Here is a 24,903-nt window from a genome sequence, read left to right as displayed (position 1 = left end):
GATGGCTCTCCTCTCCCTCGAACGCCCCCGCGGCGTCAAGAAGGTGTCCTGGCTGACCCTTCTCGGGATCGTCCTGGTCCCCCTCGTCATCGGCGGCCTCCTGGTGTGGGCGCTCTGGAACCCGACCGAGCGCCTCGACACGATCACGGCCGCCGTGGTCAACGAGGACACCCCGGTCGAGATCAACGGGCAGACGGTGCCGCTCGGGCGCCAGCTCGCGGCCGGCCTGGTGACGGGCGGCACCGACTCCGCGAGCTCGGACGCCCCCTCCTCCACCCCCTCGGCGAGCGCGACGCCGTCCGCGAGCACGACCCCGGTGCCCAACGTCTCCGGCTCGGACTCGACGGGCAACTTCACCTGGGTCCTCACGGACAAGGACGACGCCGCGAAGGGCCTCGCCGACGGCAGCTACGCGACCGTCGTGACGATCCCCTCCTCCTTCTCCGCCGCCGCCACCTCGTACTCGGGCGACGCCGCGGAGGCGACGAAGGCGACCATCGACATCGCCACCAGCGAGAAGGCCAAGCTCGTCGACGACGCCATCTCGGCCACGGTGACCAGCACCGCCACCTCGCTGCTCAACACGCAGCTGACCACGGCCTACCTCGAGAACGTCTACGTCGGCTTCAACACCCTCAACGAGCAGATCGGCCAGGCGGCCGAGGGCGCGGGCACGCTCGCCGACGGCGCCGACCAGCTCGGCACCGGCGCCTCCACCCTCGCCGACGGCACCAGCAGCCTCGCCGACGGGATCGATGAGCTCGCCTCCGGCGCCTCCTCGCTCTCGGACGGCGTCGGGCAGATCGGCACCGGAGCCTCGTCCCTCGCCGACGGCGTGGGGCAGCTGGGCACCGGAGCCTCCGACCTCTCCGGCGGAGTCGCGCAGCTGGCCACCGGTGCGCGCGGCCTCTCCGGCGGAGTGGGACAGCTCGCGACGGGCGCCCGAGACTCGGCGACCGGGGCGACCGCGCTGCAGGGCGGCGCCTCCGACCTGGCCGACGGGCTCGACCAGCTGAGGGAGGGAGTGGTGAGGACCGGCGACGGGACCCAGCAGGTCGCCGCCCTCAGCGCCGGCGCCGCCGCCGCCACCGCGGGGACCTTCGAGGCGCTCAGCGCCGCGCTCGAGGGCTGCGAGACGACGCAGTGCCTCGCCGCGCGCGCCGTCATCGCCTCGGCCGACGGACCCACCGGCGCGACCACCCTCGCCACGACGACCGCGGGAGCCGTCGCCGGGATCGACGCGGGCATCCGCCTCGGCGGCGACGGGCAGCCCTCGCTGATCGACGCGGTCGGGCAGTCCGCCACCGGCGCGCGCACTCTCTCGGGAGGCATCGGACAGCTGTCCGGCGGCCTGACGCAGCTCGCCGACGGCGCGGACGACGCCGCGGGCGGAGCCTCCCAGCTCGCCGACGGCCTCGACACCACGGCGGCCGGGTCCGCGCAGCTCGCGACCGGCGCCACCACCGCCGCGGCCGGCGCCCGCGACCTCGCGACCGGCGCCACCACCGCCGCGGGCGGCGCCGCCGACCTCGCGACGGGAGCCTCCTCCGCCGCCGACGGAGCCGACCAGCTCGCCGACGGCGCGAGCGGGGTCTCGGACGGCGCCGTGCAGCTCGCCGACGGCACCCGCACGCTCGCCACCGGCCTCGACGCCGCCGTCGCGCAGCTCCCGACCTACACCGAGTCGGAGTCGACGAACCTCGCCGACGTCGTCTCGGACCCGGTCGAGAACGCGAGCAGCGCGACCGACCTGTTCGGAGCCTCCAGCGTCCCGTTCTTCGCGACGATCGCCCTCTGGCTGGGCGCCCTCGCGACGTTCCTGGTGCTCGCGGCGTTCTCGCACCGCGCGCTCTCCTCGACCCGCTCCTCCGCCGCGCTCGCCCTCTCCTCCTACGTGCCGGCGCTCGTGATCGGCGTGGTGCAGGGACTCGCGGTCGCGATCGTGATGAGCGGGGTCGCGGGCCTGGAGCCGGGCCGCTGGGTCGGCTTCGCCCTTCTGGCGATGCTCACCGGCGCCTCGTTCGCCGCGGTGAACCAGGGGCTGGTCGCCCTGCTCGGAGGGATCGGCCGCTTCCTCGCGATGGTCGCGGCGGTGATCGCGCTCGGCGCGGGCATCATCTCGACGGTCCCCGGGCTGTTCGACGACGTGCTCGGGTTCCTGCCGCTCTCGGCGGCGCAGAACGCGCTGTCCGGAGTGGTCGAGGGCACCGACGGCACGGCCGGCGCCGTCGTCGGCCTGGTGATCTGGCTGCTGTTCGGGCTGCTGCTCACCGTCGCCGCGATCGCCCGTCGCCGGGTCGTCTCGGTCCGCGCCCTGCACCGCACCGCGGAGGCGTAGGCCGCGCCTCGCGCCACTCCTCCCCCGAACCGGGGACGGGTGGCGCGAGGATCGCGCCACCGACGCGCCTCTCCGGGCGACCGATCCCGGCCGGGGCTAGCCTGACGCGATGGAGTCGGAACCGATGGCGATCCGGACGCGACGGGTGTACGGCCCATCGGTCCTGCGGCGCCTCCGCGCCCTCCTCCTGCGGCTCCTCGGCGCCGGCCTCGCGGCCGTGCTCATCCCGTTCGCCGTCCTCGCGGACCGCCGCGGGGTCCTCGACGAGTCGGTGCTCGCGCTCGGCCTCCTCGCCCTCACCGTCGTCATCGGACTGGCCTCGGCGGTCTCGCTCTTCGTCGTCTCCCCCACCCGCGTGATGACGACCGAGACGCAGGTCGTGCTGATGCGCGGCCGTCGCCGCCGCGAGCAGTGGCCCCGCCGGTCGGTCCGCTTCCTCGAGTCCGCCGACGGCGACGGCTTCGTCGCCTGGTGCCGCGGCGACGGAGTCGAGGTCCGCTGCGCGCACTTCCGCCCGGAGGACCTCGCCGCCCTGCTCGCCGACCTCGGCGCCGCCGCCCGCGTCCGCGACGCCCTGCAGCCCGCTCTGGCCGGGCCCGCCTCGGCCGTCCGCTTCCGGCCGCACCGCGCTCCGCTCCAGCGCCGGGCGGTCGCCCTGGTCGTCGTCGCCACGGAGGCGTTCGCCGCCGGCGTCCTGGCCGTCGCCCTCGCGGGATCCCCGTCGGGCGACCGCGCGCAGATCGCGCTGGGGGCGGTCGTCGTGGCGCTCTCCCTCCCGCTCGGGCTGGTCGCCGCGCGGCTGGCGCTGCGGCCCGGGCTGCCGGGCTCGATCGTGGTGTCGGAGTCGGCCATCCAGATCGACGGGCTGATCTTCCCGCTCGAGGCCCTGCGCTCGGTCGTCGCCTCGAGCCCGACGGGGAGCCATAGCCTCCGCCTGACCCTCACCGAGACGAACGGCCGCATCACGGAGGTCCCCCTCGGGCTGCGGGTGCCGACGCTGCGGCGCGACCAGCTCTTCCCCGACTACCCGCTGCTGCTCGGCGTGCTGCGCGAGCGCACGGCGGGGCTGCTGCGGATCGAGGGCTGAGCCTCAGTCCTCGGCGCCGTCGGCGATGCGCTGGTGGTGGTGGATGACCTCGGCGACGATGAACCCGAGGAACTTCTCGGCGAACGCCGGGTCGAGGTGCGACTCCTCGGCGAGCGCCCGCAGCCGCGCGATCTGGCGGGCCTCGCGCTCGAGGTCCGCGGCGGGCAGCCCGTGCGCGGCCTTCAGCCGGCCGACCTTCTGCGTGAACTTGAAGCGCTCGGCGAGCAGGTGGATCAGCGCCGCGTCGATGTTGTCGATGCTCTGACGGATCTGCACGAGCTCGGCCCGCGCCAGGGACTCCTCGTGCGACGGCTCCTCGTGCGACAGCTCCTCGGTCATGCCCCGACCCTAACGGACCGCCCCCGGACACGACGACGGCCCCTGCCCGGAGTCCGGGAGGGGCCGTCGAGAGGGCCCGGTCAGTCGACCAGGTTGATCTGCACGGGGATGTTGCCGCGGGTGGCGTTGGAGTACGGGCAGAGCTGGTGCGCCGCATCGGCCACCTTCTGCGCGTCCTCGGAGCTCGCCTTCGGCACGTAGACGTCGAGCTCGACCGAGAGGCCGAAGCCGTCGGAGTCGTTCTTCCCGATCGAGACGCTGGCCGAGACGGCCGCGTCGGTCGTGTCGATCTTCAGCTGGCGACCGGCTCCGTGCAGGGCGCTGAGGAAGCAGGCGGAGTAGCCGGCCGCGAACAGCTGCTCGGGGTTGGTCCCCTCGCCGGAGCCGCCGAGCTCCTGCGGGGCGCGGGTGTCGAGGTCGAGACGGTCGTCCTCGGTGCGGACGTGGCCGTCGCGTCCTCCACCGGAGGCGTGGGCGATGGCGGTGTAGAGAGCATCCATCCCCCCATCCCACCACTCGGCCGCCGTGAGTCGGGTGAACGCGGGATGCACGTCCGTGCGTTCTCCCGGGAATCCCCCTCGGAAGCGCTCCGGGGAGCGTCAAGCCCCTCCCCCTCGGCGCCCTCCGGGTGTGCGGTGGAGGGACACCGACCCCGACCGGCGCGAGCCGGAGAACGGACACAAGCATGCGAGCACTCACCTGGCAGGGCATCGAGAAGGTCTCGGTCGAGACCGTCCCCGACCCCCGCATCCAGCAGCCGACCGACGCGATCGTCCGGATCACCTCGACCGCGATCTGCGGCTCCGACCTGCACCTCTACCGCCTCCTCGGGCCCTACATCGACCGCGGGGACGTGCTCGGCCACGAGCCGATGGGCGTCGTCGAGGAGGTGGGCTCCGGAGTCACCACCCTGAAGCCCGGCGACCGCGTCGTCGTGCCCTTCAACATCGCCTGCGGCGAGTGCTTCATGTGCCGCCGAGGGCTGCAGTCGCAGTGCGAGACGACGCAGGTCACCGAGTACGGCTCGGGAGCGGCGCTCTTCGGCTACACGAAGATGTACGGCCAGGTCCCCGGAGGGCAGGCCGAGCTGCTCCGCGTGCCGCTGGCCGACTACAACACGATCGTCGTCGGCACGGACCTGCCGGACGAGCGCTACCTCTTCCTCAGCGACATCGTGCCCACCGCGTGGCAGGGCGTGGAGTACGCGCAGGTGCCCGACGGCGGGACCCTGGTCGTCTTCGGACTCGGCCCGGTCGGCCAGTTCGCGGCGCGGATCGGCGCCCACCGCGGCTACCGCGTCCTCGCCGTGGAGCCCGTCGCCGAGCGGCGCGCGATGGCCGAGCGGTACGGCGTGGAGACGTTCGACCTGTCCGATGACATCGCCGCGCAGCTGCGCGACCTCACGGACGGGCGCGGCCCCGACTCCGTCGTCGACGCGGTCGGCATGGAGGCGCACGGCTCGCCGGTCGGCTCGTTCGCTCAGTCGATGGCGGGGCTCCTGCCCGACCCGATCGCCCGCAAGGCGATGGACACGGTCGGCGTCGACCGCCTCGCCGCGGTGCACGCGTCCCTCGACCTGGTCCGCCGCGGCGGCACCGTCTCGCTGAGCGGGGTCTACGGCGGAGAGGCCGACCCGATGCCGCTGAAGTCGATGTTCGACAAGCAGGTGACGGTGCGGATGGGCCAGTGCAACGTGAAGCGCTGGATCGACGATCTGCTGCCGCTGGTGGAGGACTCCTCCGATCCGCTCGGCGTGATGGACCTCGTGACCCACCGGGCGCCGCTCGAGGACGCTCCGGCCCTCTACGAGACCTTCCAGAAGAAGGAGGACGGCTGCATCAAGGTCGTCCTGCACCCCTAGCCGGGGAACAGCGAAGGCGGCGCCCCCCGAGGGGAGCGCCGCCTTCGCGGTACTGCCGAGACCTACTTGAAGACGTCCTTGACGTCCTCGCCGGCCTTCTTGGCCGAGGCCGCGGCCTGGTCCTTCTGGCCTTCGGCCTTCAGGCTGTCGTCGTTCTTGTGGTCGCCCAGGGCTTCCTTCGCCTTGCCGGCGATGTCCTGAGCGGCGTTCTTGATCTTGTCATCGAGCCCCATGGTGGTGCCTCCTTCGCTGATCGTTGGCACGACCGTAGGACCGGGAACTGCCCGCTTCCTGGGAGCGGGAAGGGGCTTGCCCGGGTGCCCGCTGGACTGCGATGATTCGCGCCCTCGACCGGGGCCGGCCGGCCGAGGGCGCGGGATCAGGTCGCCGGGGTGGCGGACTCGGACGGAGCGGACTGCGAGGGCGCGTTCGTGGGCGTCTGCGACGATCCGTCGTCGGCGCTGGTGGGCACCGCGCTCCCCGACTGGTACGGCGTCTGGGCGTCGCCGGTGCAGCCGGCCAGCAGGCCGATCGTCAGGGCGGAGGCGCCGAGCGCCCCGAGGACCCGTGCGGCGCTCACTTGCCCGTCACCGCGTCCTTGACGGCCCCCACTGCCTTCTCGACGATGTTCGGCTTCGGGTCGGTGCCGTAGAGGCGCTCGTCCGGCTGCGTGGGCGGGGGCATCGGGACGTTGCCGCCGGGCTCCGCGACGCGGTAGCTGAACTCTCCCTTGCCGTCCGGGGTCGGGCCCGAGGCCCAGCTGCCCTCGGAGGCCGCTGCTCCGTCCGAGAAGTTGATGTACTCGTACGACACGGAGCGCTCCTCCTTCGAGATCGGGAAGTTCGAGGGCACGGGCAGGTCCTCCTGGCCGCCGAGCACCTCCTGGAAGCGACGGGCGAAGACCGCGTCGGGCTTCGAGGGCGTGGACGTGAACTGGAGTTCCTGACGGTGGAAGAACATGACTGGTTGCCTTTCCGGGGTAGCCGGGCGGATCCGGGTGCGGACGTCCGATGTCTGTCCTCTCGACGGTAGGGAGCCCCGTTCGCGGGTCAGAAGGGGCTTGACGCGGCGGCGGAGCAGTCGATCCACGGGCTCTCGGGCCCCGCCCTCGTGGGCGCGGGATGGTAGCCCCATCGGGGGGTCAGCCGCTATGCCCTTCCCGGTACTCGAGGGCCCGAACAGACTGGCGACGCCGGCACGCATTCATTCCCCACTCGATCCTGGAAGGGACAGACGATGTCGAACATCGATCCCGCTTCACCTCCGTTCGGAGACGGCGCCGCGAACTTCGGCGCGACCGAGACCCCCATCGACAGCGGGGCGCACGTCGCCTCCACGGACACCTCCTCCGGCTCCTCCTCGGGCGGCACGGCCGACTCCGCGAAGGAGAAGGCGAGCGCCGCCGCGGGCACCGCCAAGGACCAGGCCGGCGCCGTCGCCGGCGACGCCAAGCAGGCCGCGAGCGAAGTGCTCTCGACCGGCAAGGACGAGGCCGCCAACGTGGTCCAGGAGGCCAAGGTCCAGGTCAAGGACCTCTACGACCAGAGCCGCACCCAGCTCACCGAGCAGGCCCACGCCCAGAAGGAGAACGCCGCCAAGGGCGCCCGCGCCTTCAGCGACGACCTGACCGCGCTGGCCAACGGCGAGGGCGGCAGCGACAACGCCGCCGCGAAGCTCGTCTCCCAGGCGGCCACCCGCGTGCAGGGTGTGGCCTCGTGGCTCGAGAACCGCGACCCGTCCGAGCTCCTCGACGACGTCCGCGCGTTCGCCCGCCGCCGCCCGGGTGCCTTCATCCTCATCGCCGCGGCGACGGGACTCGTCGGCGGGCGCCTCATCCGCGCCCTGACCGCCGAGGCGAAGGACGAGAAGGAGGCGACGAGCACCCGCACCGACGGGCCCGAGTTCGACGCCCCCGCCTCGACCACCGCGCACTCCGACGCCTCCGCGTACGACGCGCCCGTCGCGTCCGCCTACGGCACCGTCGGCTCGAGCTCCCTCGAGCGCGACTACGCGCCGACCGAGCCCGTCGCCGACCCGCTCGACGGCGGCTTCCCGAACGGCGGCCGGCTGTGACCGACCCGACGGGCGTCCACCGCTCGACGGAGACGCCCGACCAGCGGGCCGGGTCGACGTCGCTGGGCGATCTGCTCGGCGAGGTCTCGCGCGACCTCTCCACGCTGATCCGCCAGGAGATGGCCCTCGCCAAGGCCGAGCTCAAGGAGTCCGCCGGCAAGGCGGGCAAGGGAGCGGGCCTCCTCGGCGGGGCGGGCTACGCCGCGCTGATGGCCGTGCTCTTCCTCTCGATCGCCCTCTGGTGGGGCTTGGGCACTCTGATCGGCAACGGCTGGTCCGGAGTGGTCGTGGCCGTCATCTGGGCGATCGTGGCCGCGATCCTCTACGCGGTGGGCCGCAAGAGCCTGAAGCAGGTCGACGGCGCTCCCGAGACGGTCGACTCCCTCAAGAAGATTCCCGACACCCTCAAGCCGAACGGGGCAGGACGATGACGTACGACGCAGGACAGAACAAGACACCCGAGGAGATCCGGGCGGACATCGAGCGCACGCGCCTGGAGCTCGGCGGAGACGTCGACGCGCTGGCCGAGAAGGTCAGCCCGTCCGCCATCGCGCAGCGTCAGACCGACAAGGTCAAGTCGGCCGTGGGCTCCGTCCGCGACCGGGTGATGGGCTCGGCGCACGACGCCTCCGACTCGCTCTCGAGCGGTGCGGGCTCGGCGAAGGCCAAGGCCGAGGGCAACCCGTTCGCCGTGGGGCTCATCGCCCTCGGCGCCGGACTCCTCGTCGCCTCGCTCATCCCCGCCTCCAGCAAGGAGAAGGAGGCGGCGAGCCGCGTCAAGGAGCAGGCCCAGCCGGTCGTCGACAAGGTGACCGACGCGGCCAAGGAGGCGGCGAGCGAGCTCCGCGAGCCCGCGCAGCAGGCCTTCGCCTCCGTCAAGGAGACCGCGACCGACGCCGCGCAGAACGTCAAGGAGGCGGGCACGTCCGCCACCGACGACGTGAAGGACTCGGCCCGCGAGGCCAAGCACGCCGTCCAGGAGGACGTGCAGCACTGATCCGTCGGCGCTGACAGGGCGGTGGGCCTCCGGGCCCGCCGCCCTTCGTCGTGCCGCCGGGAATACACCGCCGCCCGCGCTCCTTGCCCTCCGTATGCGATCGATCGTCTACTCCCGCACCGGTGACTCCTCCGTCCTCTCCCTCGTCGATCGGGAGGAGCGGGCGCCGGGCGCCGGCGAGGTCCGCGTCCGCGTCCTGGCGTCGGGCGTGAATCCGACCGACTGGAAGGCACGCGCCGACGGCGACCTCGCGTTCGACGAGGTCGTCCCGAACCAGGACGGCGCCGGTGTCGTCGAGGCGGTCGGCGAGGGCGTCGAGGGCCTGGCCGTCGGCGACCGGGTCTGGATGTACCTCTCCGCGCACCGCCGCCCCACCGGTACCGCGCAGGAGTCGGCGGTGCTCGCCGCCGAGCACGTCGTGCGCCTGCCCGAGGGCGTCGGCACCGACGTCGCCGCGAGCCTCGGCGTCCCCGCGATGACCGCCCACCGCGCCCTCACCGTGCACGAGCACGGCCCCTCACGCCTCGCCCCCGGCGCCCTCGCCGGCCGCACCGTCCTGGTCCAGGGTGGCGCCGGAGCCGTCGGGCACGCCGCGATCCAGCTCGCGGTCTGGGCCGGGGCGACCGTCATCGCGACGGTGAGCAGCGACTCCAAGGAGCGGCTCGCCCGTGCGGCCGGTGCGCAGCACGTGCTGCAGTACCCGGACGACGCGCTCGCCGACCGGATCCGCGAGCTCGCCCCCGAGGGCGTCCAGCACGTGGTCGAGGTCGCACCGGCTCAGAACGCCGCGCTCGACGTCGAGGTGCTCGCCAACCACGGCAGCATCGGGTACTACGCGAACAACAACGGCGACGAGTTCACCGTGCCGATCGTCGCGAGCTTCGCGAAGAACGCCCGCTGGCAGGGCCTGCTGCTCTACACCGTGGGCGAGGAGGCGCTGCAGGCCGCGGCCGAGGACATCACCGCGGCGCTCGCCGACGGCGCGCTCCCGGTGGGCGAGGAGGCGGGCCTCCCGCTGACCTGGTTCCCGCTCGAGGAGACCGCGGCCGCCCACGACGCGGTCGAGCAGGGCGCGACGGGCAAGGTGCTCATCCGCGTCGCCGACTGACCGGGAGGGCTCGCCTCCGATCGACGACCGGCCGGATCATCCCCGGAGCGGGGGCGAGCCCGGGACGGTCGAGCGGTCGGCCAGGCCGGCCACGAGCTCGGCGAGCGCCTCCTCGGCCGTGCGGGTCGGCGCCCAGCCGAGCTCGGCGCGGGCGCGCTCGGTCGACATCACCGGGACGTTGCCCGCGATGTCGAGCCAGCCCGCGTCGGTGCGCTGCAGGCGCAGGTGCCAGGTCGCGGTGACGACGGAGCGGAGCAGCCCGAACGGCACCGTGACCAGGCGGGCGCCGAAGGCGTGCGCCAGCCGCTCCGGAGTGAGGACCGGCTCGGCCGCGATGTTGAAGGCCCCGCCGGCGCGCCGGTCGAGCGCGCGCCAGAAGGCGTCGGCCACGTCGTCGGCGTGCACGCCCTGGAAGACGATGCTTCTCGGCAGCGGAAGGACCGGGATCCGGACCGCCTTCAGCCACCGCGTCGGGTAGTGGGGTCCGGCGAAGAGCCCGGCGATCTCGGTCGCCGCTCCGCGCTGGAAGACGAGCCCCGGGCGCAGGCGCGTGACGACGATCTCGGGGTGCCGCTCCTCGAAGGCGTCGAGCTGCCGCTCGTTCGCGGCCTTGTGGCGGCTGTAGGTCGAGGTGTGCAGGCCGCCCGTGGGCCAGTCCTCGGTCACCCGGATCGACTTCGGCGCGGCGCTGTAGGCGCCCACGGACGAGGCGACGGCGACCTGGCCGACTCCCGCGGCGGCGACCGCCTCGAGCACGGCCGCAGTGCCTCCGACGTCGACCAGCCGCTGGAACGGCTCGTCGTGGCTGGGCTGCAGCGCCCAGGCGAGGTGCACGACGGCGTCGACGCCGGCGAAGGCCTCGCGGAGCCGCCGCGGGGCGACGCTCGACGCGAGGTCGATCTCGACCCAGCGCACGTCGCGGTACTCCTCCGAGCGGAGCCGAGGGGCCCGGCGGGCGATGCCCACGATCTCCTCCACCCCGGCCTCGCCGTGCAGGCGCCGCAGCAGGGCCGTCCCCAGGTTGCCGGTCGCCCCGACGATCGCGATCCGCATGGCGTCATCCCTCCGGGAGCGGCGCACGCCGGCCCCCTCCTCCGAGGCTAGGCAGGGGCGCCGCCGCGGAGGAGCCGCTTGACAGCGGGCACGACGGGACGCTCGGCGGAGACCGCCGGCGGCCGGCGGGGTGAACGCTCCTCCCCAGGGTGGATGCGGCCTAGACCACGGCGGGAGCGGGCGCATCCCCCCGCGCGGCCGGCCGCCGATCCCTAGCCTGGGACGATGCTGCCGACACCGCCCCGCCGCGTCCTCCCCGTGCGACACGAGGTCGAGGGCGTCACGCTGCGGACGGTCGACACCGGTCCGGCCGGGGCGGGCGCGGTGTTCGTCCTGATCCACGGGATCGGGATGTCGCACCACACCTTCTCGCCGCTCGCCGCCCGCCTGAAGCGGCACGGCCGGGTGATCGGCGTCGACCTCGCCGGCTTCGGCCCGAATACGCGCCCGCGGCGGAGGATCGGCCTCGAGGACCACGCGCGGCAGGTCGAGCAGGTCCTCCGCGGACTGGGCGTCTCGCGCGCGGTCGTCGTCGGGCACTCGATGGGGTCGCAGGTGGCGGTCGAGCTGGGGCTGCGCGCGCCCGGCCTGGTCGACGGCGCGGTGCTCATCGGGCCGGTGGTGGATCCGCAGCGGCCCGGAGCGGTCCGCCAGGGGCTCGCGCTGCTGCGGGACTGCCTCGGCGAGCCGGTGGGCGTCGACGCGATCCTGCTGGCCGACTACCTGCGCGGCGGCCTGCGCTGGTACCTGCGCCAGCTGCCCGAGATGCTGCGGCATCCGGTCCAGGTGCGCGTCGCCGAGCTGGAGGTGCCGGTCCTCGTCGCCCGCGGCCGCGACGATCCGATCGCCACCCGGGACTGGTGCGAGCGGCTCACGGCCCACGCGCGCGAGGGGCGGCTCGTCGAGTTCGCCGGCTCGCGCCACGTCGTCCCCCGCACCGAGCCCGGAGCGCTCGCCCGCGAGATCCTCCGCTTCGCCGCCGCGCTCGGCGAGAGGCCCGCCGCCCCGCTCCCCCTCCGGTCGGAGCCGGCCGCATGAGTCGGCTCCGGCGCCTGGTCCGCGACGCCGTCTGGTGGATCCGCGACTACGCCTACGCCGTCGCCTGGCAGGTGCGCGGCGTCCTCTCGCGCCGTGCCCCGGACGACTACCTCGACGGCGACCGGCGGCCCGTCGTGGTCCTGCCGGGGATCTGGGAGACCTGGTCCTTCCTCCGCCCGATCATCGATCCGCTGCACGAGCGCGGGCACCCTCTCCACGTGCTGACGAGCCTCGGCCGCAACGGCCGCCCGGTCGCCCGGACGGCCGAGGACGTGGCCGCCTACCTCGCCGAGCACGGGCTCCGCGACGTGGTGATCGTCGCCCACAGCAAGGGCGGACTGATCGGCAAGTACGTGATGACCGAGCTCGACCCGGACGGCCGGGTCGACCGGATGGTCGCCGTGGCGACTCCGTTCGGAGGCTCCCGCTACGCGCCCTACCTGGTCCTCCGGAGCCTGCGCGCCTTCTCGCCGCGCGACGCCACGACCCTGCTGCTGTCGAGCCGCTCCGGAGCGAACGCGCGGATCACGTCCGTGTTCGGCCTCTTCGATCCGCACATCCCCGAGGGCAGCATGCTCGAGGGCGCGGTCAACGTCCGGATCGAGACCGGCGGGCACTTCCGCATCCTGAGCGACCCCGAGACGCTCACCGCGGTCGTCACGGCGGTCTCGGCGGAGGAGCGCGCCGACGGAGAGGCGCCCTGACGACGGCGGAACCCCTCCGTAGCAACCCGCGTCGCCGCGGCGGAACCCCCTGGCGCCTCCGGCCCGCGAGGCGGAGCGTGGAGCCATGCCCGCCTCCTCCACCGGCCCGACCGAGCTCCTCCTCGTCCGTCACGGCGAGAGCCTCGCCAACATCGCGGCGAGCGCCGCCGAGGCCTCGGGGGCGCACGAGATCGCCGTCGACCGCCGCGACCCCGACGTCGAGCTCTCCCCCGCCGGCGAGGACCAGGCGCGCGCGCTCGGCCGCTGGCTGGCCGAGGAGGCGCGACCCGCCTCCGCCTGGACGTCGCCCTACCGCCGCGCCTCCGCGACCGCCCGCCTCGCCCTCGGCGAGGCCGGCATCGACCTGCGGCTGCGCCCCGACGAGCGCCTGCGCGACCGCGACCTCGGCGTCACCGACCGCCTCACCTCCGCCGGCGTGCGGGCCCGGATGCCCGAGGAGGCGGCGCGGCGCGAGTGGCTCGGCAAGTTCTACTACCGGCCGCCGGGAGGCGAGGCCTGGACGGACCTCGCGCTCCGCGTCCGCGCCTTCGTCGACCACCTCGCCGTCGCCGCGCCTCCCGGGCCGGCGATCCTCTTCTGCCACGACGCGGTCGTCCTCGTCCTCCGCTACGTCCTCGAGGGCCTCTCCGAGCACGAGCTGCTCGACATCGGCGCCTCGACGCCCGTCGCCAACGGCTCCGTCACGCGTCTCGTCCGCGACGGCGACGCGTGGCGCCTCGAGCTCTTCAACCGCACGTCCCACCTCGAGCGCTCCGGCGCACCCGTCACCCGGCACGACGACCGCGCAGCCGGAGAAGGAGACCCTCATGAGTGACCTCGTCTCCCGCGCCCTGCTCGAGCAGCGCTGGCCCCTCCCGGAGCCCGGAGGCTCGAAGCACTCCCGCGGCGACGTGGTCGTCGTCGGCGGCGCCCGCAAGACGCCCGGCGCCGCGATCCTCGCGGGGATCGCCGCGCTGCGGACCGGCGCGGGGCGCATCACGCTCTGCGTCGCCGAGTCGGTCGCGTCGGCCACCGCAGTCGCGCTACCCGAGTGCGGAGTGGTCCCGCTCGCGGAGACGCGCACCGGCTCCGTCTCGGGCAGCGGGCTCGACGTCCTGGCCGGCGAGCTCTCCTCCGCCGACGTCGCCCTGATCGGACCCGGCCTGGACGACCCGCGCGCGACCGCCGCGACCCTCCGCGCCCTCGCTCCGCTCCTCGACGACGTGCCGGCCGTGCACCTCGACGCCTTCCCGCTCGGAGTCCTGCCCGGGCAGCGCCGTCTCGCGCGGAGGCTCGCGGGCCGGCTCCTGCTGACCCCGAACTCGGAGGAGGCGTCCCGGCTCCTCGGCGAGGAGGTCGACGACGTCGAGCGGGCCGCCCTCGCGGTCGCCGAGCGCTACGGCGCGGTGGTGAGCCTGTTCAACACGATCGCCTCGCCCGACGGCGACGCGGTGCGGATCGAGGGCGAGCACCCCGGGCTGGCCACCGCGGGCAGCGGCGACGTGCTCGCCGGAGCGACGGCGGGCCTGCGCGGGCGCGGCGTCGATCCGATGGGCGCGGCCGCGTGGGGCGCGTTCCTGCACACGGAGGCGGACTCGCGCCTCTCCGCGCGGATCGGCCCGGCCGGGTACCTCGCGAGCGAGATCCCGGGGGAGTTCCCCCGCGTGCTGGCGGGCTGAGCGGCGCGGGTGCGCTGAGGACGGCAGTCGTTCCGAGGCGGGCCGGCGGTGCGAGCGCCCCGGACCGAGCCGGCGGCGTGAGCGGCGGCGATCACCGTGACCGCGGCGTCGACCTCAGTGCGCGACGTCGGCGACCGAGAACGCCACTCCCGGCGTGATCAGGATCGAGGTCTCGCGAGGCTCGCCCTCGCCCTGGTTCACCGTGATCCAGCGCGACGCGGAGCCGTCCAGGGCGCGGTCGATGCTCTCGCGCACCTCCGCGGCCGACGTCTCGCTCAGGCTGAACGGCGCTCCGCCGTAGATGATCTCGACGCGCTTCACAGCATGCTCTCCTCGCTCTGACGGGCGGTCCCGTGGGGCTCCTCGCTGATCCGCAGCCCGTGCGCCGTGTGCGAGTCGGCGAGCAGCTGTCGGATCCAGTCCGGGTTGATGTTCGGGGCACGGCCGCCGTGGTACTTGAAGCGCAACGGGATGGCGGGGTGCAGCCAGATCGACGTGCGTCCGTCGCCGACCGCCTGCGAGTCCTTCCACGAGAAGTAGAAGGACTCGTTGCGCGCGAGCTTCGAGCCGATCACGATCTGCAGGTGCGCCAGCAGACGGTCGTCGAAGTCGGCCTCGAGGGTCGAGTCGTAGATCAGTCGCCCCATCAGGCGGTTCTCCGTTCGGGAAGTCGCCCGTCCGCGAAGGATCGGGCGGAGTCGTGAGTGTCGATCCTACCGGCGCCCCGGATGCTCACCAGGAGTCGTCCTCGCCGTGGAAGTGCGGGATCTCGGTGTCGACGGCGGAGAGGGGCCCGGCGCCGCCGTCCTCCTCGGCCACGGGGTGCGAGACACCCAGGCGAGCCGTCTCGCGGGTGAAGCGCTCGACGAGCTCCTCGTCGAGCAGCTCCTCGGCTCCGTCGTCCTCGGACTCCGAGAACAGCTGGCTCGCCGGTCCGATCAGCAGCGCCGCCCGTCCGGGCCGGCCGGACTCCTGGCGGATCGGGATGTCGACCGTGATCGACCCCTTGGTGAGCGCCAGCGCCTCCGCGTAGGCCAGCAGCGACCGCGCGATGGCGGTACCCGTCAGTACGGAGCTGCCGGCGTAGTGGATGCGTTCCATGCCTTATTCCTACTCCTCGGGCGGCCGCCCGGTCAGCGGTTGCGCGGGCGAGGCGGGGAGCGCTAGCGCCGCGTCGATCCGGCGGTCGAGCGCGTCGCGGACGGCCGGCCACTCGGCCGCGAGGATCGAGTGGACGGCCGTGTCGCGCCACGAGCCGTCGGCCCGCCGCTGGTCGTGGCGGAGCACCCCCTCGAACACGGCGCCGAGGCGGAGGATCGCGGCCCGCGAGCGCGCGTTCACCGCATCCGCTTGGAGCTTCACCCGCTCGTAGCCGCTGTCGAAGGCGAGCCCGAGCACCAGCCGCTTCGCCTCCGGGTTCACGACGGTGCCCCACGTCTCGGGCGCGTAGGCCGTCCAGCCGAGGTGGGCCGCCTCGCGCGCCTCGTCGAAGTCGGCCAGCGAGGTCGTGCCGACGACGCGTCCCTCCTGCAGCACGGCGAACGGCAGGCCCGTGCCCCAGGGGTAGTAGCGGTCGACGAAGGCGCGGAACTCCTCCGGGGTGCCGGGGAGGCCGGACGGTCCTCCTCCGTAGCCGCCGGCGAACACCTCCGGACGCCCGATCGCCCGCCCGAGCGGCTCGACGTGCTCGACGGCGAGCGGCTCGAGGACGATCGAGCGGCCGACGAGCGTGACGGGACCGGGGCGGCGGGGACTGCTCATGCGATCAGTGTGGGGCACCGTGCCAGCATGGCTCCATGAGCACCGCCGCGCTGTTCGAGTCCGCCGCCGCCGCCCTCGTCGGCCTGCTCGCGCAGGTGCGGGAGGACCAGTGGGAGCAGCCGGGGCTCGGTGTCTGGGACGTCCGCGGCCTCGCGGGACACGCCTCGCGGGCGGTGCTGACCGTCGAGGCGTACCTCCTCGCTCCGGAGCCGCCCGAGCCGACCATCGAGGACGCGCTCGACTACTACGCCGCGCTGGCCGGGAACGTCGCCGACCCCGCGGCGGTGGCGCGGCGCGGGGTCGAGGCGGGGCTGCTGCTCGGCGACAGGCCGGCTCAGGCGCTGGCGGAGGCGGCGGGCCGCGCGGTCGAGCTGGTCGCCGCCCAGCGTCCCGGCCGCCTCGTCGCCGTGGGCGGCCACGCGATCGAGCTGGACGAGTACCTCCGGACCCGGCTGCTCGAGCTGGTCGTGCACACGCTCGACCTCTCGCGGGCCACCGGGATCCCGCACGTGCTGCCCGGCGAGGCCGTCGAGGCGTGCTGCGCGCTGACCGGCGGGCTGGCCGCTCGAGCCGGACGCGGCGAGGAGCTCCTGCTCGCGCTGAGCGGGCGGGAGCCCCTCGCCGCGGGGTTCTCGGTGGTGTGAGGGCGCCGGCCCTCCGGCTGCGGGTTCTGCGCGGCGCCGGCCCTTCGGCCACCGGGTCCTCCGTGGTGAGGGCGCTGATCCTAGGGCCGCGGGTTCTACGTGGTGCCGGTCCTCAGGCCACGGCGAGAGCGGCGACCGGCGACACCTTCGTGGCGCGGCGGGCGGGCAGCACGGCCGAGACGACCGTGATCACGACACCGACCACGAGCACCGCCACCAGGATCGGCACCGGGACGGTCGGCGGGATCAGTCCGATGCCCGGCAGCGAGCCGAACACCGAGATCGCGCCGCACCAGCCGTAGACGATCCCGAGCACGATGCCGAGCACCGCGGCAGCGATGATCATCTGCGCCGCCTCGAGCACCACCATCGACCGCACCTGCGAGCCGGTGAAGCCGAGCGCGCGGAGCAGGCCCAGCTCGCGCCGGCGCTGCAGCACGCTGAGCGACAGCGTGTTGACCATGCCGACGGCGGCCAGGACGACCGAGAAGCCGAGCAGGACGCTCATCACCGCGGTGCTCACCTGGATGAACTGCTCGAACGCCGCGATCACCTCGGGATTCGTCTCGCCCGAGCGCTCCATGATCGTGCCGAAGGTGGCGGCGGCGACCGCGAACATCGTGACCAGCGACACTCCGATGACCAGTCCGATGACGGCGCGGGCGCTGCGCGCCGGATTGCGGACGGCGTTGGCCGACGCCAGTCGGGCGACGGGGCCCCGGCCGAAGGCGCGGCCCACGAGGGCCGTGAGCGGAGGGAGCAGGACGGGCGCCCCGAGGATCACGCCGGTGAAGGACGCCATGCCTCCGACCAGCCCGAGGAGGACGCCGCCGGGGTTGGCGAGCCCGAACACCACACCGGCGGCGAGCAGCAGCGCGCCGACCACGACGAAGACGATCGCCGTGACGTTGCGGGCGGTGCGGCCTCGCAGCTCCTCGTAGCGGGGCTCGGCGGAGGATCCGGCGGCCTGCGACGGCGCGACCGCGAGCACGCGGCGCGATCCGGACCACGAGGCGATGACTGTCGAGGCGACCACGGCGATCAGCGGCAGCACGAGGCCGGGCGAGACGAGCGGGTAGTCGAAGCGGGGCAGGGTGCCGCTCCGGATGGCGAGCTCCGCGGCGAGCGCCACGAGAGCGACGCCGGCGACCAGGCCGATCGCCGCTCCGAGGAGCCCCTGCAGGAGGCCCGTGCGGACGATCCCGCTGCGCAGCGACCGGCCGGAGGCGCCGAGCAGGCGCAGCAGGGCGATCTCGCGGGTGCGCCCGGCGATGACGGTCGAGACCGCGTTGGCCGTGACGATCCCGCCCACGAACACCGCGATGCCGAAGAAGACGGCGCCGACCATCCCGAGCATGAGGGCGACCTGGCCGATGCCGTCGATCCCCGCTGCCGCGAAGGCCGCGACCATGTCGGCGATGACCTGCACGAGCACGGCGCCGAACGCCGCGGCGAGTGCGGCGACGGTGACGATGGCGCCCCCGCCCTGGCTCGAGCCCGTGCGCACGCCGCTCACGCCGCGCCCTCCATCGTGAGCATCGCGCGCGAGATCTCCTCGGCGCTCATCCCGCGGCGGTCGTCGACCACGGCCCCGTCGCGGAGGAAGACGATGCGGTCGGCGTAGGCCGCCGCGATCGGGTCGTGGGTGACCATGGCGATCGACTGGCCGTACTCGCGGGTGGAGGCCCGGAGCAGGCTGAGGACCTCGCGGCCGGTGCGCGAGTCCAGGTTGCCGGTGGGCTCGTCGGCGAAGATCAGCTGCGGCCGGGTGGCGAGGGCGCGGGCGATCGCCACGCGCTGCTGCTGCCCGCCCGAGAGCTCATGGGGCCGGTGCGTGAGGCGCTCGCGGAGCCCGAGGGACTCGATCAGCCGGGCGATCCACTGCTCCTCGTCGCCGGTCACGGAGCGGCCGTCGAGCTCGAACGGGAGGCGGATGTTTCCGCGCACGTCGAGCGTGGGGACGAGGTTGAAGGCCTGGAAGACGAAGCCGACGCTGCGGCGGCGGAGCACGGTCAGCTCGGCGTCGCTCATCGAGGTGATCTCGGCGTCCCCGAGGAACACGCGGCCGGAGGAGGCGGTGTCGAGGCCGGCGAGGACGTGCATGAGCGTCGACTTGCCGGATCCGCTGGGGCCCATCACCGCGGTGAACTCGCCCCGCTCGATCGAGAGCGTGACGTCGTCGAGGGCGACGACGGGCGGCGTGCTGCCGTAGAGCTTGCGCACGCCCTCGACGCGCGCCACGACGGAGGAGGTCTGGTTCTGCATGTCCTCGACGCTACGGAGGCACCCGTGTCGCCGGCGTCGTCCGCAGTGGCTCGCGGCGTCATCCCTCCGGCGGACCCGCGGTGGTCCTGCGGGGTCAGCGGGGCCGGAGTCCCGCCCGGCGGAGGGCGAGGGCCGCCAGCGCGGCGGTGACGGCGGGGTCGCCGGTCCGCCAGCCCGCGGCGGCGTCCGGGTGCGCGGCGAGGATGTCGCGGGGGGACGCCTGGGTGAGCGCGCGCAGGGCCAGCAGCTCGGTTCCGCCGCCGGTCGAGCCGAGGGCGCGCAGCTCGGCGGTCCGGCGGGCGAAGCGGAGCCGGGGCCGGAGCCAGAGCACGGCCAGGAGCAGGAGCGGGAGACCCCCGACGGCGAGCCCGGCGACCACGGCCAGGGCGCTCGCGAGCTGCTGCTGGTCGCGTCCGGCGGCGGCCAGCACGGAGCCGGCCCCGCTCGCCTCGTCGAACGGCGCGCGCACGGCGTCGCCGAGCAGGGGGATGCCGCCGAGGGTGGTCCCGGCGTCGCTCATGGTCGAGCCGAAGCCGCTGCCGGCGCTCTCCAGCCGACGGCCGATCTCGGCCAGGCCGGCGATCAGCGAGCCGACCGCGATCCCCGCGGCGATCGCCACGACGGCCACGCCGAGAGCGAGGGCGTCGGCCAGGATCTGCCGCGCGCGGACGGCCGGGAGGTCGGCGTAGATCTGCATGCGCCGATTATCCGGCGCGCTCGGCGGCGTTCGTGTCCACACCGCAGGAAGGATTCGTCGACAGGGCCCGGGATCCGCGTCTCTCCGCGAGGTCACCGATATTCTTGCTCCGTTGTGACCACGTCGGCCGCCTCCGAGAGGGCTGCCCGGCCCGGCTCCTCGCCGCTTCTAGTCGAGCAGGTCGTGCAGCACGACGACCTGCTCGCGCTCCGGCCCGACGCCGATCGCCGAGAACCGGGCACCGCTCATCGCCTCGAGCGCGCGCACGTAGTCCTGCGCGGTCTGCGGCAGGTCCGAGAACTCGCGGCAGCCGGAGATGTCCTCCTGCCAGCCGGGGAACTCCTCGTAGATCGGCTTCGCGTGGTGGAAGTCGCTCTGCGAGACCGGGACCTCGTCGTGGCGCACGCCGTCGACGTCGTAGGCGACGCAGACGGGGATGGTCTCGAGGCCCGAGAGCACGTCGAGCTTCGTGAGGACGAAGTCGGTGACGCCGTTGATCCGCGCCGAGTAGCGGGCGATCGGGGCGTCGTACCAGCCGCAGCGGCGCGGGCGGCCTGTCGTGGTGCCGAACTCGAAGCCCTGCCGGCGGAGGTACTCGCCCCACTCGTCGAAGAGCTCGGTCGGGAACGGTCCGGCGCCGACGCGGGTCGTGTACGCCTTGATGACCGCGATGACGCGGTCGATGCGGTTCGGCGCGACTCCGGAGCCGGTGGCCGCTCCTCCCGAGGTCGCGTTGGAGGAGGTGACGAACGGGTAGGTGCCGTGGTCGACGTCGAGCATCGTGGCCTGGCCGGCCTCGAACAGCACCGTTTTGCCCGCGTCGAGCGCCTGCGAGAGGACCAGCGACGTGTCGGCGACCATCGGGCGCAGGCGCTCGGTGTACTGCAGCAGGTCCTCCAGCACCTGCTCGACCAGGATCGCGCGGCGGTTGTAGACCTTCACCAGCAGGTGGTTCTTCTGGTCGAGGGCGCCCTCGACCTTCTGACGGAGGATGTTCTCGTCGAAGAGGTCCTGGATGCGGATGCCGACGCGGTTGATCTTGTCGGCGTACGCCGGGCCGATGCCGCGGCCGGTGGTGCCGATCTGGCGCTTGCCGAGGAAGCGCTCCGTCACCTTGTCGAGGGTGCGGTGGTAGCTGGTGATGACGTGCGCGTTGGCGCTGACGAGCAGCTTCGACACGTCGACGCCGCGGGCGCTCAGCGCCTCGAGCTCGTGGAACAGCACCTCGATATCGACGACGACGCCGTTCGCGATGACCGGGACGACGCCCGGGGTGAGGATGCCGGAGGGGAGCAGGTGCAGGGCGTACTTCTCGTCGCCCACGACGACGGTGTGCCCGGCGTTGTTGCCGCCGTTGAACTTCACGACGTAGTCGACGCGGCTGCCGAGGAGGTCGGTGGCGCGTCCCTTGCCCTCGTCGCCCCACTGGGCGCCGGTGATGACGATTGCTGGCATGGCGTGTCCTTCTCGACGGGAGGGGCGGGGGTGGGCGGGTGCGGCGCGGCAGTCGTGCCGCCTCCGCGCGACCAGCCGCTCGATTCTAGCGGAGGGGCCGGAGGACGCCTCCAGCGCTCGGGGTCGGCCCCGCGGACTCCCCCGGCTCCGGGCCGGCACCGCGGACGCATCGCCGAGCAATGCTCTCGATCCCGTCATGCGCAGTTCACACGCGGCGCATAGATTCGAGGACGTTCACACTCCACTCATCACGCGAACAGGACCACGATGCGCAGACTCCGCGCCGCAAGCCTCCTCGCCGTCGTCGCACTCGGAGCCGCCACCGCCGCTCCGATCGCCTCGGCCGCCCCTCTCGACGACGGCGTCGAGCTCACCCTGGTGTCGACGACCGACACGCACGGGCACGTCTACGACTGGGACTACTTCGCGAACGCGCCGTACCCGGCCGACGGTGCGCTCGGCCTCACCCGCGTCGCGACCGAGGTCGACCGCCTCCGCGCCGAGAAGGGCGAGGAGTCCGTGCTCGTCATGGACAACGGCGACGCGATCCAGGGCACGCCGCTCACCTACTACTACGGCCTCGGCGACGGCGCCGCAGGCGTCCTCTCCGGCGAGACGACGCACCCGATGGCCACCGCGTTCAACACCATCGGCTACGACGCGCAGGTCGTCGGCAACCACGAGTACAACTACGGGCTCGACATGCTCAGCGCGTACGAGGGCGACCTGAACGCCCCGCTGCTGGGCGCGAACGTCGTCGACGTCGCCACCGGCAAGCCGTACCACGACCCCTACACGCTGATCGAGCGCGAGATCGACGGCAAGACGGTCACCGTCGGCGTCCTCGGCCTCGTCACTCCCGGCGTCCGCGTCTGGGACAAGCAGTACGTCGACGGCGTCCTCGAGTTCCAGGACATGGTCGCCGCCGCGAAGCAGTGGGTCCCGATCGTGCAGGAGCAGGCGGACGTGGTCGTCGTCCTCGCGCACACCGGCCAGGGCACGGTGCCGGACGCCGAGTACGACGCCGCCGACCTCAACGAGGACGTCGTCAACAACATCGCGACGCAGGTCCCCGGGATCGACGTGGTCGTCGCCGGCCACAGCCACAAGGACCTGCCGCAGACGCTGTTCACCAACGTCGCCGGCGAGCAGGTGCTGGTCACCCAGCCCGAGTTCTGGGCGCAGGGCCTCACCGAGGTCACCCTGAACCTGGTGCCGGACGCCGCGGGCGGCCTCGAGGTCGACTGGTCGGCCGGGAACGCACCCGTCACGCAGCCCGTCTACGCGAAGGACATCGCCGAGGAGTCGCCCGCACTGGTCGACGCCCTCGCCGAGCAGCACGCCGCCACGATCGAGTACGTGAACACCCCCGTCGCCGACTCGGTCGAGGAGCTCTCGGCCGCGACCTCGCGCTACGAGGACACCCCGATCATCGACTTCATCAACACCGTCCAGGCCGAGACCGTCGAGACGGCGCTCGAGGGCACCGAGTGGGCCGACCTGCCGGTGATCTCGCAGGCGTCGCCGTTCTCGCGCACCGCCGTCTTCCCGAAGGGGCAGGTCAGCATCCGCGACATCGCGGGACTGTACATCTACGAGAACACCCTCCGCGGAGTGGAGCTGACCGGAGCCGAGGTGCGCGACTACCTCGAGTTCTCGGCCCGCTACTTCGTGCAGACCGCCGAGGGCGCCGTGTTCGACCCCGAGACCGGCACCAACGCGACGACCGAGGACCGCCCCGACGGCATCCCGGACTACAACTACGACGCGATCTCTGGCCTGGACTACGTGGTCGACGTCTCCCAGCCCGCCGGCTCGCGGATCCGCGGTCTCGCCCACGCCGACGGGACCCCGGTCGCCGACGACGAGCGCTTCGTGATGGCGGTCAACAACTACCGCCAGAGCGGCGGAGGCGCCTACCCGGCCGTCGCGCAGGCACCGCTCGTCTACGACGAGCGTCTCGAGATCCGCCAGCTCCTCATCGACTGGTCGACCGCCCGCGGCGTGATCGACCAGGCCGACTTCTACGACCCCAACTGGTCGCTGACGACGGAGCCCGCCGCCGAGGTCCCGGTCACCCCGGCGCCGACCGAGCCCGGCACCCCGACGGAGCAGCCCACCACCGCTCCGTCGCCGCACCCCACCACCACGGCGGCCCCCGTCGCGGGAGGCTCCGGCCCGGGCTCGCTCGCGAACACCGGCGCCGACGCGGCCGGCCTGATCGGCGGAGCCCTCGTGCTGCTGCTGTCGGGTCTCGCGCTGGTCGTCGCGCGACGCCGCCTCGCGGCCTAGCCGAGCAGGGCACGGGCGGCGGTCGGCGGGGTCTCCCGCCGGCCGCCGTTCGCCGTTCCGGAGGATCGCGGGACGATCGGGCCGCGGACCGGCGGCTCAGTCGCCGCGGCGTCGCGACCGGCGGGCCCGCCAGGCCGAGAACGCGCCGGTGGACCAGAGCGCCCAGATCACCAGCAGGGGCTGGAAGACGAGCCGCACCGCGCGCGCCGCGTCCGTCTCGAGGCCGAACGCCGGCGTCCGCGTCACCAGCTGCGAGATGTTCCCGGGGAAGACCGCGACGAAGAACGCGGCCACCACGACTCCCACGATCACGCGCCACCGCACGAGCACGACGAGCGCGAGCCCGAGCGCGATCTCGACGACGCCCGACGCGACGACCACCAGGTCCGGGTCGGCCGGCAGCCACGGCGGGACCTGCGCCTGGAAGGCCTGACGCGCGACCGTCAGGTGCGCCGTGCCGGCCGTGACGAGCAGCAGGCCCAGGAGGATGCGGGCGAGAGTGCGCGGGAGGGAGCGGCGTCCTCCGTCGTGAGCTGTGGCGGCGGTCATGCCCCCAGTCTGCGCTCGGAGCCCGCTCGCGCCGACCGCGAGCGCGTTCCGGCGGCGCCCCGTATCCTCGTTACCGCCCCGTCCGCAGACCGTGAAACGAGTTCCATGAGCACCCTGCCCCGCCTGATGGCCTTCGACCTCGACGACACCCTCGCCGCCTCGAAGTCCCCCGTCGACCCGGCGATGGCCGACCTCTTCGTGAAGCTGCTCCAGGCCACCGAGGTGTGCATCATCTCGGGCGGCCAGATCGGCCAGTTCCGGATGCAGGTGCTCGACCGCCTCGAGGGCGCCGACCCCGAGGTCCTCGCGAAGCTGCACCTCATGCCCACCTGCGGCACGCAGTACTACCGGTACGAGAACGGCGACTGGGCGCAGATCTACGCCGAGAACCTCACCGAGGACGAGAAGTCGCGCGCGCTCGCCGCCGTCGAGGAGAAGGCGAAGGAGCTCGGCTACTGGGAGTCCGAGACCTGGGGCCCGATCCTCGAGGACCGCGACTCGCAGATCACCTTCTCGGCCCTCGGCCAGTCCGCGCCCGTCGAGGTCAAGCAGGCCTGGGACCCGGACGGCGAGAAGAAGAACACCCTCCGCGAGGCCGTGCAGGCCGTGCTCCCCGACCTCGAGGTCCGCTCCGGCGGCTCGACGTCGGTCGACATCACCCGCAAGGGCATCGACAAGGCGTACGGGATGAACAAGCTCACCGAGCTGACGGGCATCCCTCTCGACGACATGATCTTCGTCGGCGACCGCCTCGACCCCGACGGCAACGACTACCCCGTCAAGGCGATGGGCGTCGAGTGCTTCGCCGTCGAGGGCTGGCACGACACCGCCGCATACCTCCGCTCCTACGGCCTGTAGCCGCTCCGCGCGAGACGTTCCGGGATCCCCTGCTGCGGCGGGGGATTCCGTGCATCCGGGGGTCGTCGCAGGCCTCGGGCGCTGGACGTCGTGGGCGGTGCGCGT

General features: G+C 73.6%; 28 protein-coding genes and 1 pseudogene. 14 read left to right on the top strand and 15 right to left on the bottom strand.

What is annotated here, in order from left to right; genetic code table 11:
- The first annotated feature begins 1 nt into the window (after window position 1).
- Window positions 2–2,338: a YhgE/Pip domain-containing protein gene (locus tag GSU40_RS00825; RefSeq protein ID WP_104247474.1), complete on the top strand. Its 2,337-nt coding sequence runs from the start codon at window positions 2–4 to the stop codon at window positions 2,336–2,338.
- A 109-nt stretch (window positions 2,339–2,447) separates the two neighbouring features.
- On the top strand, window positions 2,448–3,425 hold the full coding sequence (locus GSU40_RS00820) for a hypothetical protein (RefSeq protein WP_160033115.1): 978 nt from the start codon (window positions 2,448–2,450) through the stop codon (window positions 3,423–3,425).
- Window positions 3,426–3,428: 3 nt separating this feature from the next.
- On the opposite strand, the gene GSU40_RS00815 is transcribed toward GSU40_RS00820, so the two are convergent.
- Both GSU40_RS00815 and GSU40_RS00810 read right to left on the bottom strand, forming a co-directional pair.
- Window positions 3,429–3,764 carry a chorismate mutase gene (locus tag GSU40_RS00815; RefSeq protein ID WP_104222760.1) on the bottom strand — a complete coding sequence of 112 codons (336 nt, stop codon included), beginning with the start codon at window positions 3,762–3,764 and terminating at the stop codon, window positions 3,429–3,431.
- Between the two features lie 80 nt (window positions 3,765–3,844).
- Window positions 3,845–4,264 (bottom strand): organic hydroperoxide resistance protein, encoded by a 420-nt coding sequence (locus GSU40_RS00810; RefSeq protein ID WP_104222761.1) that lies wholly within the window; start codon window positions 4,262–4,264, stop codon window positions 3,845–3,847.
- Window positions 4,265–4,449: 185 nt separating this feature from the next.
- Between GSU40_RS00810 and GSU40_RS00805 the strand changes: the two genes are divergently transcribed.
- On the top strand, window positions 4,450–5,625 hold the full coding sequence (locus GSU40_RS00805; RefSeq protein ID WP_104247475.1) for a zinc-dependent alcohol dehydrogenase: 1,176 nt from the start codon (window positions 4,450–4,452) through the stop codon (window positions 5,623–5,625).
- Between the two features lie 62 nt (window positions 5,626–5,687).
- Here GSU40_RS00805 and GSU40_RS00800 read toward each other — a convergent pair whose 3' ends face one another.
- From GSU40_RS00800 to GSU40_RS17000, 3 genes and pseudogenes are all read right to left on the bottom strand, one after another.
- Entirely contained in the window at window positions 5,688–5,858 is a 171-nt protein-coding gene (locus GSU40_RS00800; protein ID WP_104222763.1) for a CsbD family protein, read from the bottom strand.
- Window positions 5,859–6,004: 146 nt separating this feature from the next.
- A complete protein-coding gene (locus GSU40_RS00795) occupies window positions 6,005–6,205 on the bottom strand; it encodes a hypothetical protein (protein WP_104222764.1) in 201 nt (66 codons plus the stop codon).
- Window positions 6,202–6,489 (bottom strand): annotated as a pseudogene (locus tag GSU40_RS17000) (manganese catalase family protein); the annotation flags it as partial. The pseudogene GSU40_RS17000 and the gene GSU40_RS00795, both read right to left, overlap by 4 nt.
- 372 nt (window positions 6,490–6,861) lie before the next feature.
- On the opposite strand from GSU40_RS17000, the gene GSU40_RS16990 reads away from it, so the two are divergent.
- From GSU40_RS16990 to GSU40_RS00770, 4 genes are all read left to right on the top strand, one after another.
- The gene (locus tag GSU40_RS16990; RefSeq protein WP_104297354.1) at window positions 6,862–7,698 is read left to right on the top strand and encodes a hypothetical protein; all 837 of its coding nucleotides are present in this window, start codon (window positions 6,862–6,864) and stop codon (window positions 7,696–7,698) included.
- Window positions 7,695–8,129: a phage holin family protein gene (locus tag GSU40_RS16985; protein WP_104222767.1), complete on the top strand. Its 435-nt coding sequence runs from the start codon at window positions 7,695–7,697 to the stop codon at window positions 8,127–8,129. The genes GSU40_RS16990 and GSU40_RS16985 overlap by 4 nt, the downstream gene beginning before the upstream one ends.
- Window positions 8,126–8,695: a DUF3618 domain-containing protein gene (locus GSU40_RS00775; RefSeq protein ID WP_104222768.1), complete on the top strand. Its 570-nt coding sequence runs from the start codon at window positions 8,126–8,128 to the stop codon at window positions 8,693–8,695. Before GSU40_RS16985 ends, GSU40_RS00775 begins: the two co-directional genes overlap by 4 nt.
- 94 nt (window positions 8,696–8,789) lie before the next feature.
- Complete coding sequence (locus GSU40_RS00770; protein WP_104250667.1) at window positions 8,790–9,803, top strand: NADPH:quinone reductase; 1,014 nt, start codon at window positions 8,790–8,792, stop codon at window positions 9,801–9,803.
- A gap of 36 nt (window positions 9,804–9,839) precedes the next feature.
- Here the strand turns inward: GSU40_RS00770 and GSU40_RS00765 are convergent, their stop codons facing one another.
- Window positions 9,840–10,856 carry an NAD-dependent epimerase/dehydratase family protein gene (locus GSU40_RS00765; RefSeq protein ID WP_104222770.1) on the bottom strand — a complete coding sequence of 339 codons (1,017 nt, stop codon included), beginning with the start codon at window positions 10,854–10,856 and terminating at the stop codon, window positions 9,840–9,842.
- A gap of 225 nt (window positions 10,857–11,081) precedes the next feature.
- Between GSU40_RS00765 and GSU40_RS00760 the strand changes: the two genes are divergently transcribed.
- From GSU40_RS00760 to GSU40_RS00745, 4 genes are all read left to right on the top strand, one after another.
- Window positions 11,082–11,894, top strand: coding sequence for an alpha/beta hydrolase (locus GSU40_RS00760; RefSeq protein WP_160033111.1), 813 nt, complete (start codon window positions 11,082–11,084; stop codon window positions 11,892–11,894).
- Window positions 11,891–12,598 carry an alpha/beta hydrolase gene (locus GSU40_RS00755; RefSeq protein WP_104239324.1) on the top strand — a complete coding sequence of 236 codons (708 nt, stop codon included), beginning with the start codon at window positions 11,891–11,893 and terminating at the stop codon, window positions 12,596–12,598. The genes GSU40_RS00760 and GSU40_RS00755 overlap by 4 nt, the downstream gene beginning before the upstream one ends.
- 85 nt (window positions 12,599–12,683) lie before the next feature.
- Window positions 12,684–13,433: a histidine phosphatase family protein gene (locus GSU40_RS00750; RefSeq protein ID WP_160033109.1), complete on the top strand. Its 750-nt coding sequence runs from the start codon at window positions 12,684–12,686 to the stop codon at window positions 13,431–13,433.
- Window positions 13,426–14,277 (top strand): NAD(P)H-hydrate dehydratase, encoded by an 852-nt coding sequence (locus tag GSU40_RS00745; RefSeq protein WP_160033107.1) that lies wholly within the window; start codon window positions 13,426–13,428, stop codon window positions 14,275–14,277. Before GSU40_RS00750 ends, GSU40_RS00745 begins: the two co-directional genes overlap by 8 nt.
- 114 nt (window positions 14,278–14,391) lie before the next feature.
- On the opposite strand, the gene GSU40_RS00740 is transcribed toward GSU40_RS00745, so the two are convergent.
- From GSU40_RS00740 to GSU40_RS00725, 4 genes are all read right to left on the bottom strand, one after another.
- The gene (locus tag GSU40_RS00740; RefSeq protein WP_104222775.1) at window positions 14,392–14,598 is read right to left on the bottom strand and encodes a hypothetical protein; all 207 of its coding nucleotides are present in this window, start codon (window positions 14,596–14,598) and stop codon (window positions 14,392–14,394) included.
- Window positions 14,595–14,924 (bottom strand): ATP-dependent DNA ligase, encoded by a 330-nt coding sequence (locus tag GSU40_RS00735; protein WP_104222776.1) that lies wholly within the window; start codon window positions 14,922–14,924, stop codon window positions 14,595–14,597. The genes GSU40_RS00740 and GSU40_RS00735 overlap by 4 nt, the downstream gene beginning before the upstream one ends.
- A gap of 85 nt (window positions 14,925–15,009) precedes the next feature.
- On the bottom strand, window positions 15,010–15,378 hold the full coding sequence (locus GSU40_RS00730; RefSeq protein ID WP_104222777.1) for a hypothetical protein: 369 nt from the start codon (window positions 15,376–15,378) through the stop codon (window positions 15,010–15,012).
- A gap of 9 nt (window positions 15,379–15,387) precedes the next feature.
- Window positions 15,388–16,038, bottom strand: a complete 651-nt coding sequence (locus tag GSU40_RS00725; RefSeq protein WP_160033105.1) for a GNAT family protein — start codon at window positions 16,036–16,038, stop codon at window positions 15,388–15,390.
- A gap of 35 nt (window positions 16,039–16,073) precedes the next feature.
- On the opposite strand from GSU40_RS00725, the gene GSU40_RS00720 reads away from it, so the two are divergent.
- Window positions 16,074–16,682, top strand: a complete 609-nt coding sequence (locus GSU40_RS00720; RefSeq protein ID WP_104282712.1) for a maleylpyruvate isomerase N-terminal domain-containing protein — start codon at window positions 16,074–16,076, stop codon at window positions 16,680–16,682.
- 112 nt (window positions 16,683–16,794) lie between these two features.
- On the opposite strand, the gene GSU40_RS00715 is transcribed toward GSU40_RS00720, so the two are convergent.
- From GSU40_RS00715 to GSU40_RS00700, 4 genes are all read right to left on the bottom strand, one after another.
- Window positions 16,795–18,198: an FtsX-like permease family protein gene (locus tag GSU40_RS00715; RefSeq protein WP_160033103.1), complete on the bottom strand. Its 1,404-nt coding sequence runs from the start codon at window positions 18,196–18,198 to the stop codon at window positions 16,795–16,797.
- Complete coding sequence (locus GSU40_RS00710; RefSeq protein WP_104222781.1) at window positions 18,195–18,947, bottom strand: ABC transporter ATP-binding protein; 753 nt, start codon at window positions 18,945–18,947, stop codon at window positions 18,195–18,197. Before GSU40_RS00710 ends, GSU40_RS00715 begins: the two co-directional genes overlap by 4 nt.
- Window positions 18,948–19,041: 94 nt before the next feature.
- Window positions 19,042–19,644 carry a hypothetical protein gene (locus tag GSU40_RS00705; protein ID WP_104234281.1) on the bottom strand — a complete coding sequence of 201 codons (603 nt, stop codon included), beginning with the start codon at window positions 19,642–19,644 and terminating at the stop codon, window positions 19,042–19,044.
- 168 nt (window positions 19,645–19,812) lie between these two features.
- Window positions 19,813–21,099, bottom strand: coding sequence for an adenylosuccinate synthase (locus GSU40_RS00700; RefSeq protein ID WP_104250676.1), 1,287 nt, complete (start codon window positions 21,097–21,099; stop codon window positions 19,813–19,815).
- Window positions 21,100–21,366: 267 nt separating this feature from the next.
- On the opposite strand from GSU40_RS00700, the gene GSU40_RS00695 reads away from it, so the two are divergent.
- Window positions 21,367–23,391, top strand: a complete 2,025-nt coding sequence (locus GSU40_RS00695; RefSeq protein ID WP_160033101.1) for a 5'-nucleotidase C-terminal domain-containing protein — start codon at window positions 21,367–21,369, stop codon at window positions 23,389–23,391.
- Between the two features lie 96 nt (window positions 23,392–23,487).
- Here GSU40_RS00695 and GSU40_RS00690 read toward each other — a convergent pair whose 3' ends face one another.
- Window positions 23,488–23,940, bottom strand: a complete 453-nt coding sequence (locus tag GSU40_RS00690; RefSeq protein ID WP_104239678.1) for a DoxX family membrane protein — start codon at window positions 23,938–23,940, stop codon at window positions 23,488–23,490.
- 105 nt (window positions 23,941–24,045) lie between these two features.
- Here GSU40_RS00690 and GSU40_RS00685 point away from each other — a divergent pair, with 105 nt between their 5' ends.
- Window positions 24,046–24,798 (top strand): HAD-IIB family hydrolase, encoded by a 753-nt coding sequence (locus tag GSU40_RS00685; protein WP_104222786.1) that lies wholly within the window; start codon window positions 24,046–24,048, stop codon window positions 24,796–24,798.
- The last annotated feature ends 105 nt before the right edge of the window (window positions 24,799–24,903 follow it).

This window comes from Rathayibacter sp. VKM Ac-2805, from assembly GCF_009834265.1.
GTDB lineage: Bacteria > Actinomycetota > Actinomycetes > Actinomycetales > Microbacteriaceae > Rathayibacter.
Note: the sequence above shows the minus strand (reverse complement) of the source record. Positions and strands in the feature narration are given on the sequence as shown.

Bases quoted from the DNA above. Each gene is read 5' to 3' on its own strand.
- GSU40_RS00825 (WP_104247474.1), top strand. From the start codon at position 2: ATGGCTCTCCTCTCCCTCGAACGCCCCCGCGGCGTCAAGAAGGTGTCC.
- GSU40_RS00820 (WP_160033115.1), top strand. From the start codon at position 2,448: ATGGAGTCGGAACCGATGGCGATCCGGACGCGACGGGTGTACGGCCCA.
- GSU40_RS00815 (WP_104222760.1), bottom strand. From the start codon at position 3,764: ATGACCGAGGAGCTGTCGCACGAGGAGCCGTCGCACGAGGAGTCCCTG.
- GSU40_RS00810 (WP_104222761.1), bottom strand. From the start codon at position 4,264: ATGGATGCTCTCTACACCGCCATCGCCCACGCCTCCGGTGGAGGACGC.
- GSU40_RS00805 (WP_104247475.1), top strand. From the start codon at position 4,450: ATGCGAGCACTCACCTGGCAGGGCATCGAGAAGGTCTCGGTCGAGACC.
- GSU40_RS00800 (WP_104222763.1), bottom strand. From the start codon at position 5,858: ATGGGGCTCGATGACAAGATCAAGAACGCCGCTCAGGACATCGCCGGC.
- GSU40_RS16990 (WP_104297354.1), top strand. From the start codon at position 6,862: ATGTCGAACATCGATCCCGCTTCACCTCCGTTCGGAGACGGCGCCGCG.
- GSU40_RS00775 (WP_104222768.1), top strand. From the start codon at position 8,126: ATGACGTACGACGCAGGACAGAACAAGACACCCGAGGAGATCCGGGCG.
- GSU40_RS00770 (WP_104250667.1), top strand. From the start codon at position 8,790: ATGCGATCGATCGTCTACTCCCGCACCGGTGACTCCTCCGTCCTCTCC.
- GSU40_RS00765 (WP_104222770.1), bottom strand. From the start codon at position 10,856: ATGCGGATCGCGATCGTCGGGGCGACCGGCAACCTGGGGACGGCCCTG.
- GSU40_RS00760 (WP_160033111.1), top strand. From the start codon at position 11,082: ATGCTGCCGACACCGCCCCGCCGCGTCCTCCCCGTGCGACACGAGGTC.
- GSU40_RS00755 (WP_104239324.1), top strand. From the start codon at position 11,891: ATGAGTCGGCTCCGGCGCCTGGTCCGCGACGCCGTCTGGTGGATCCGC.
- GSU40_RS00750 (WP_160033109.1), top strand. From the start codon at position 12,684: ATGCCCGCCTCCTCCACCGGCCCGACCGAGCTCCTCCTCGTCCGTCAC.
- GSU40_RS00745 (WP_160033107.1), top strand. From the start codon at position 13,426: ATGAGTGACCTCGTCTCCCGCGCCCTGCTCGAGCAGCGCTGGCCCCTC.
- GSU40_RS00735 (WP_104222776.1), bottom strand. From the start codon at position 14,924: ATGGGGCGACTGATCTACGACTCGACCCTCGAGGCCGACTTCGACGAC.
- GSU40_RS00730 (WP_104222777.1), bottom strand. From the start codon at position 15,378: ATGGAACGCATCCACTACGCCGGCAGCTCCGTACTGACGGGTACCGCC.
- GSU40_RS00725 (WP_160033105.1), bottom strand. From the start codon at position 16,038: ATGAGCAGTCCCCGCCGCCCCGGTCCCGTCACGCTCGTCGGCCGCTCG.
- GSU40_RS00720 (WP_104282712.1), top strand. From the start codon at position 16,074: ATGAGCACCGCCGCGCTGTTCGAGTCCGCCGCCGCCGCCCTCGTCGGC.
- GSU40_RS00710 (WP_104222781.1), bottom strand. From the start codon at position 18,947: ATGCAGAACCAGACCTCCTCCGTCGTGGCGCGCGTCGAGGGCGTGCGC.
- GSU40_RS00705 (WP_104234281.1), bottom strand. From the start codon at position 19,644: ATGCAGATCTACGCCGACCTCCCGGCCGTCCGCGCGCGGCAGATCCTG.
- GSU40_RS00700 (WP_104250676.1), bottom strand. From the start codon at position 21,099: ATGCCAGCAATCGTCATCACCGGCGCCCAGTGGGGCGACGAGGGCAAG.
- GSU40_RS00695 (WP_160033101.1), top strand. From the start codon at position 21,367: ATGCGCAGACTCCGCGCCGCAAGCCTCCTCGCCGTCGTCGCACTCGGA.
- GSU40_RS00690 (WP_104239678.1), bottom strand. From the start codon at position 23,940: ATGACCGCCGCCACAGCTCACGACGGAGGACGCCGCTCCCTCCCGCGC.
- GSU40_RS00685 (WP_104222786.1), top strand. From the start codon at position 24,046: ATGAGCACCCTGCCCCGCCTGATGGCCTTCGACCTCGACGACACCCTC.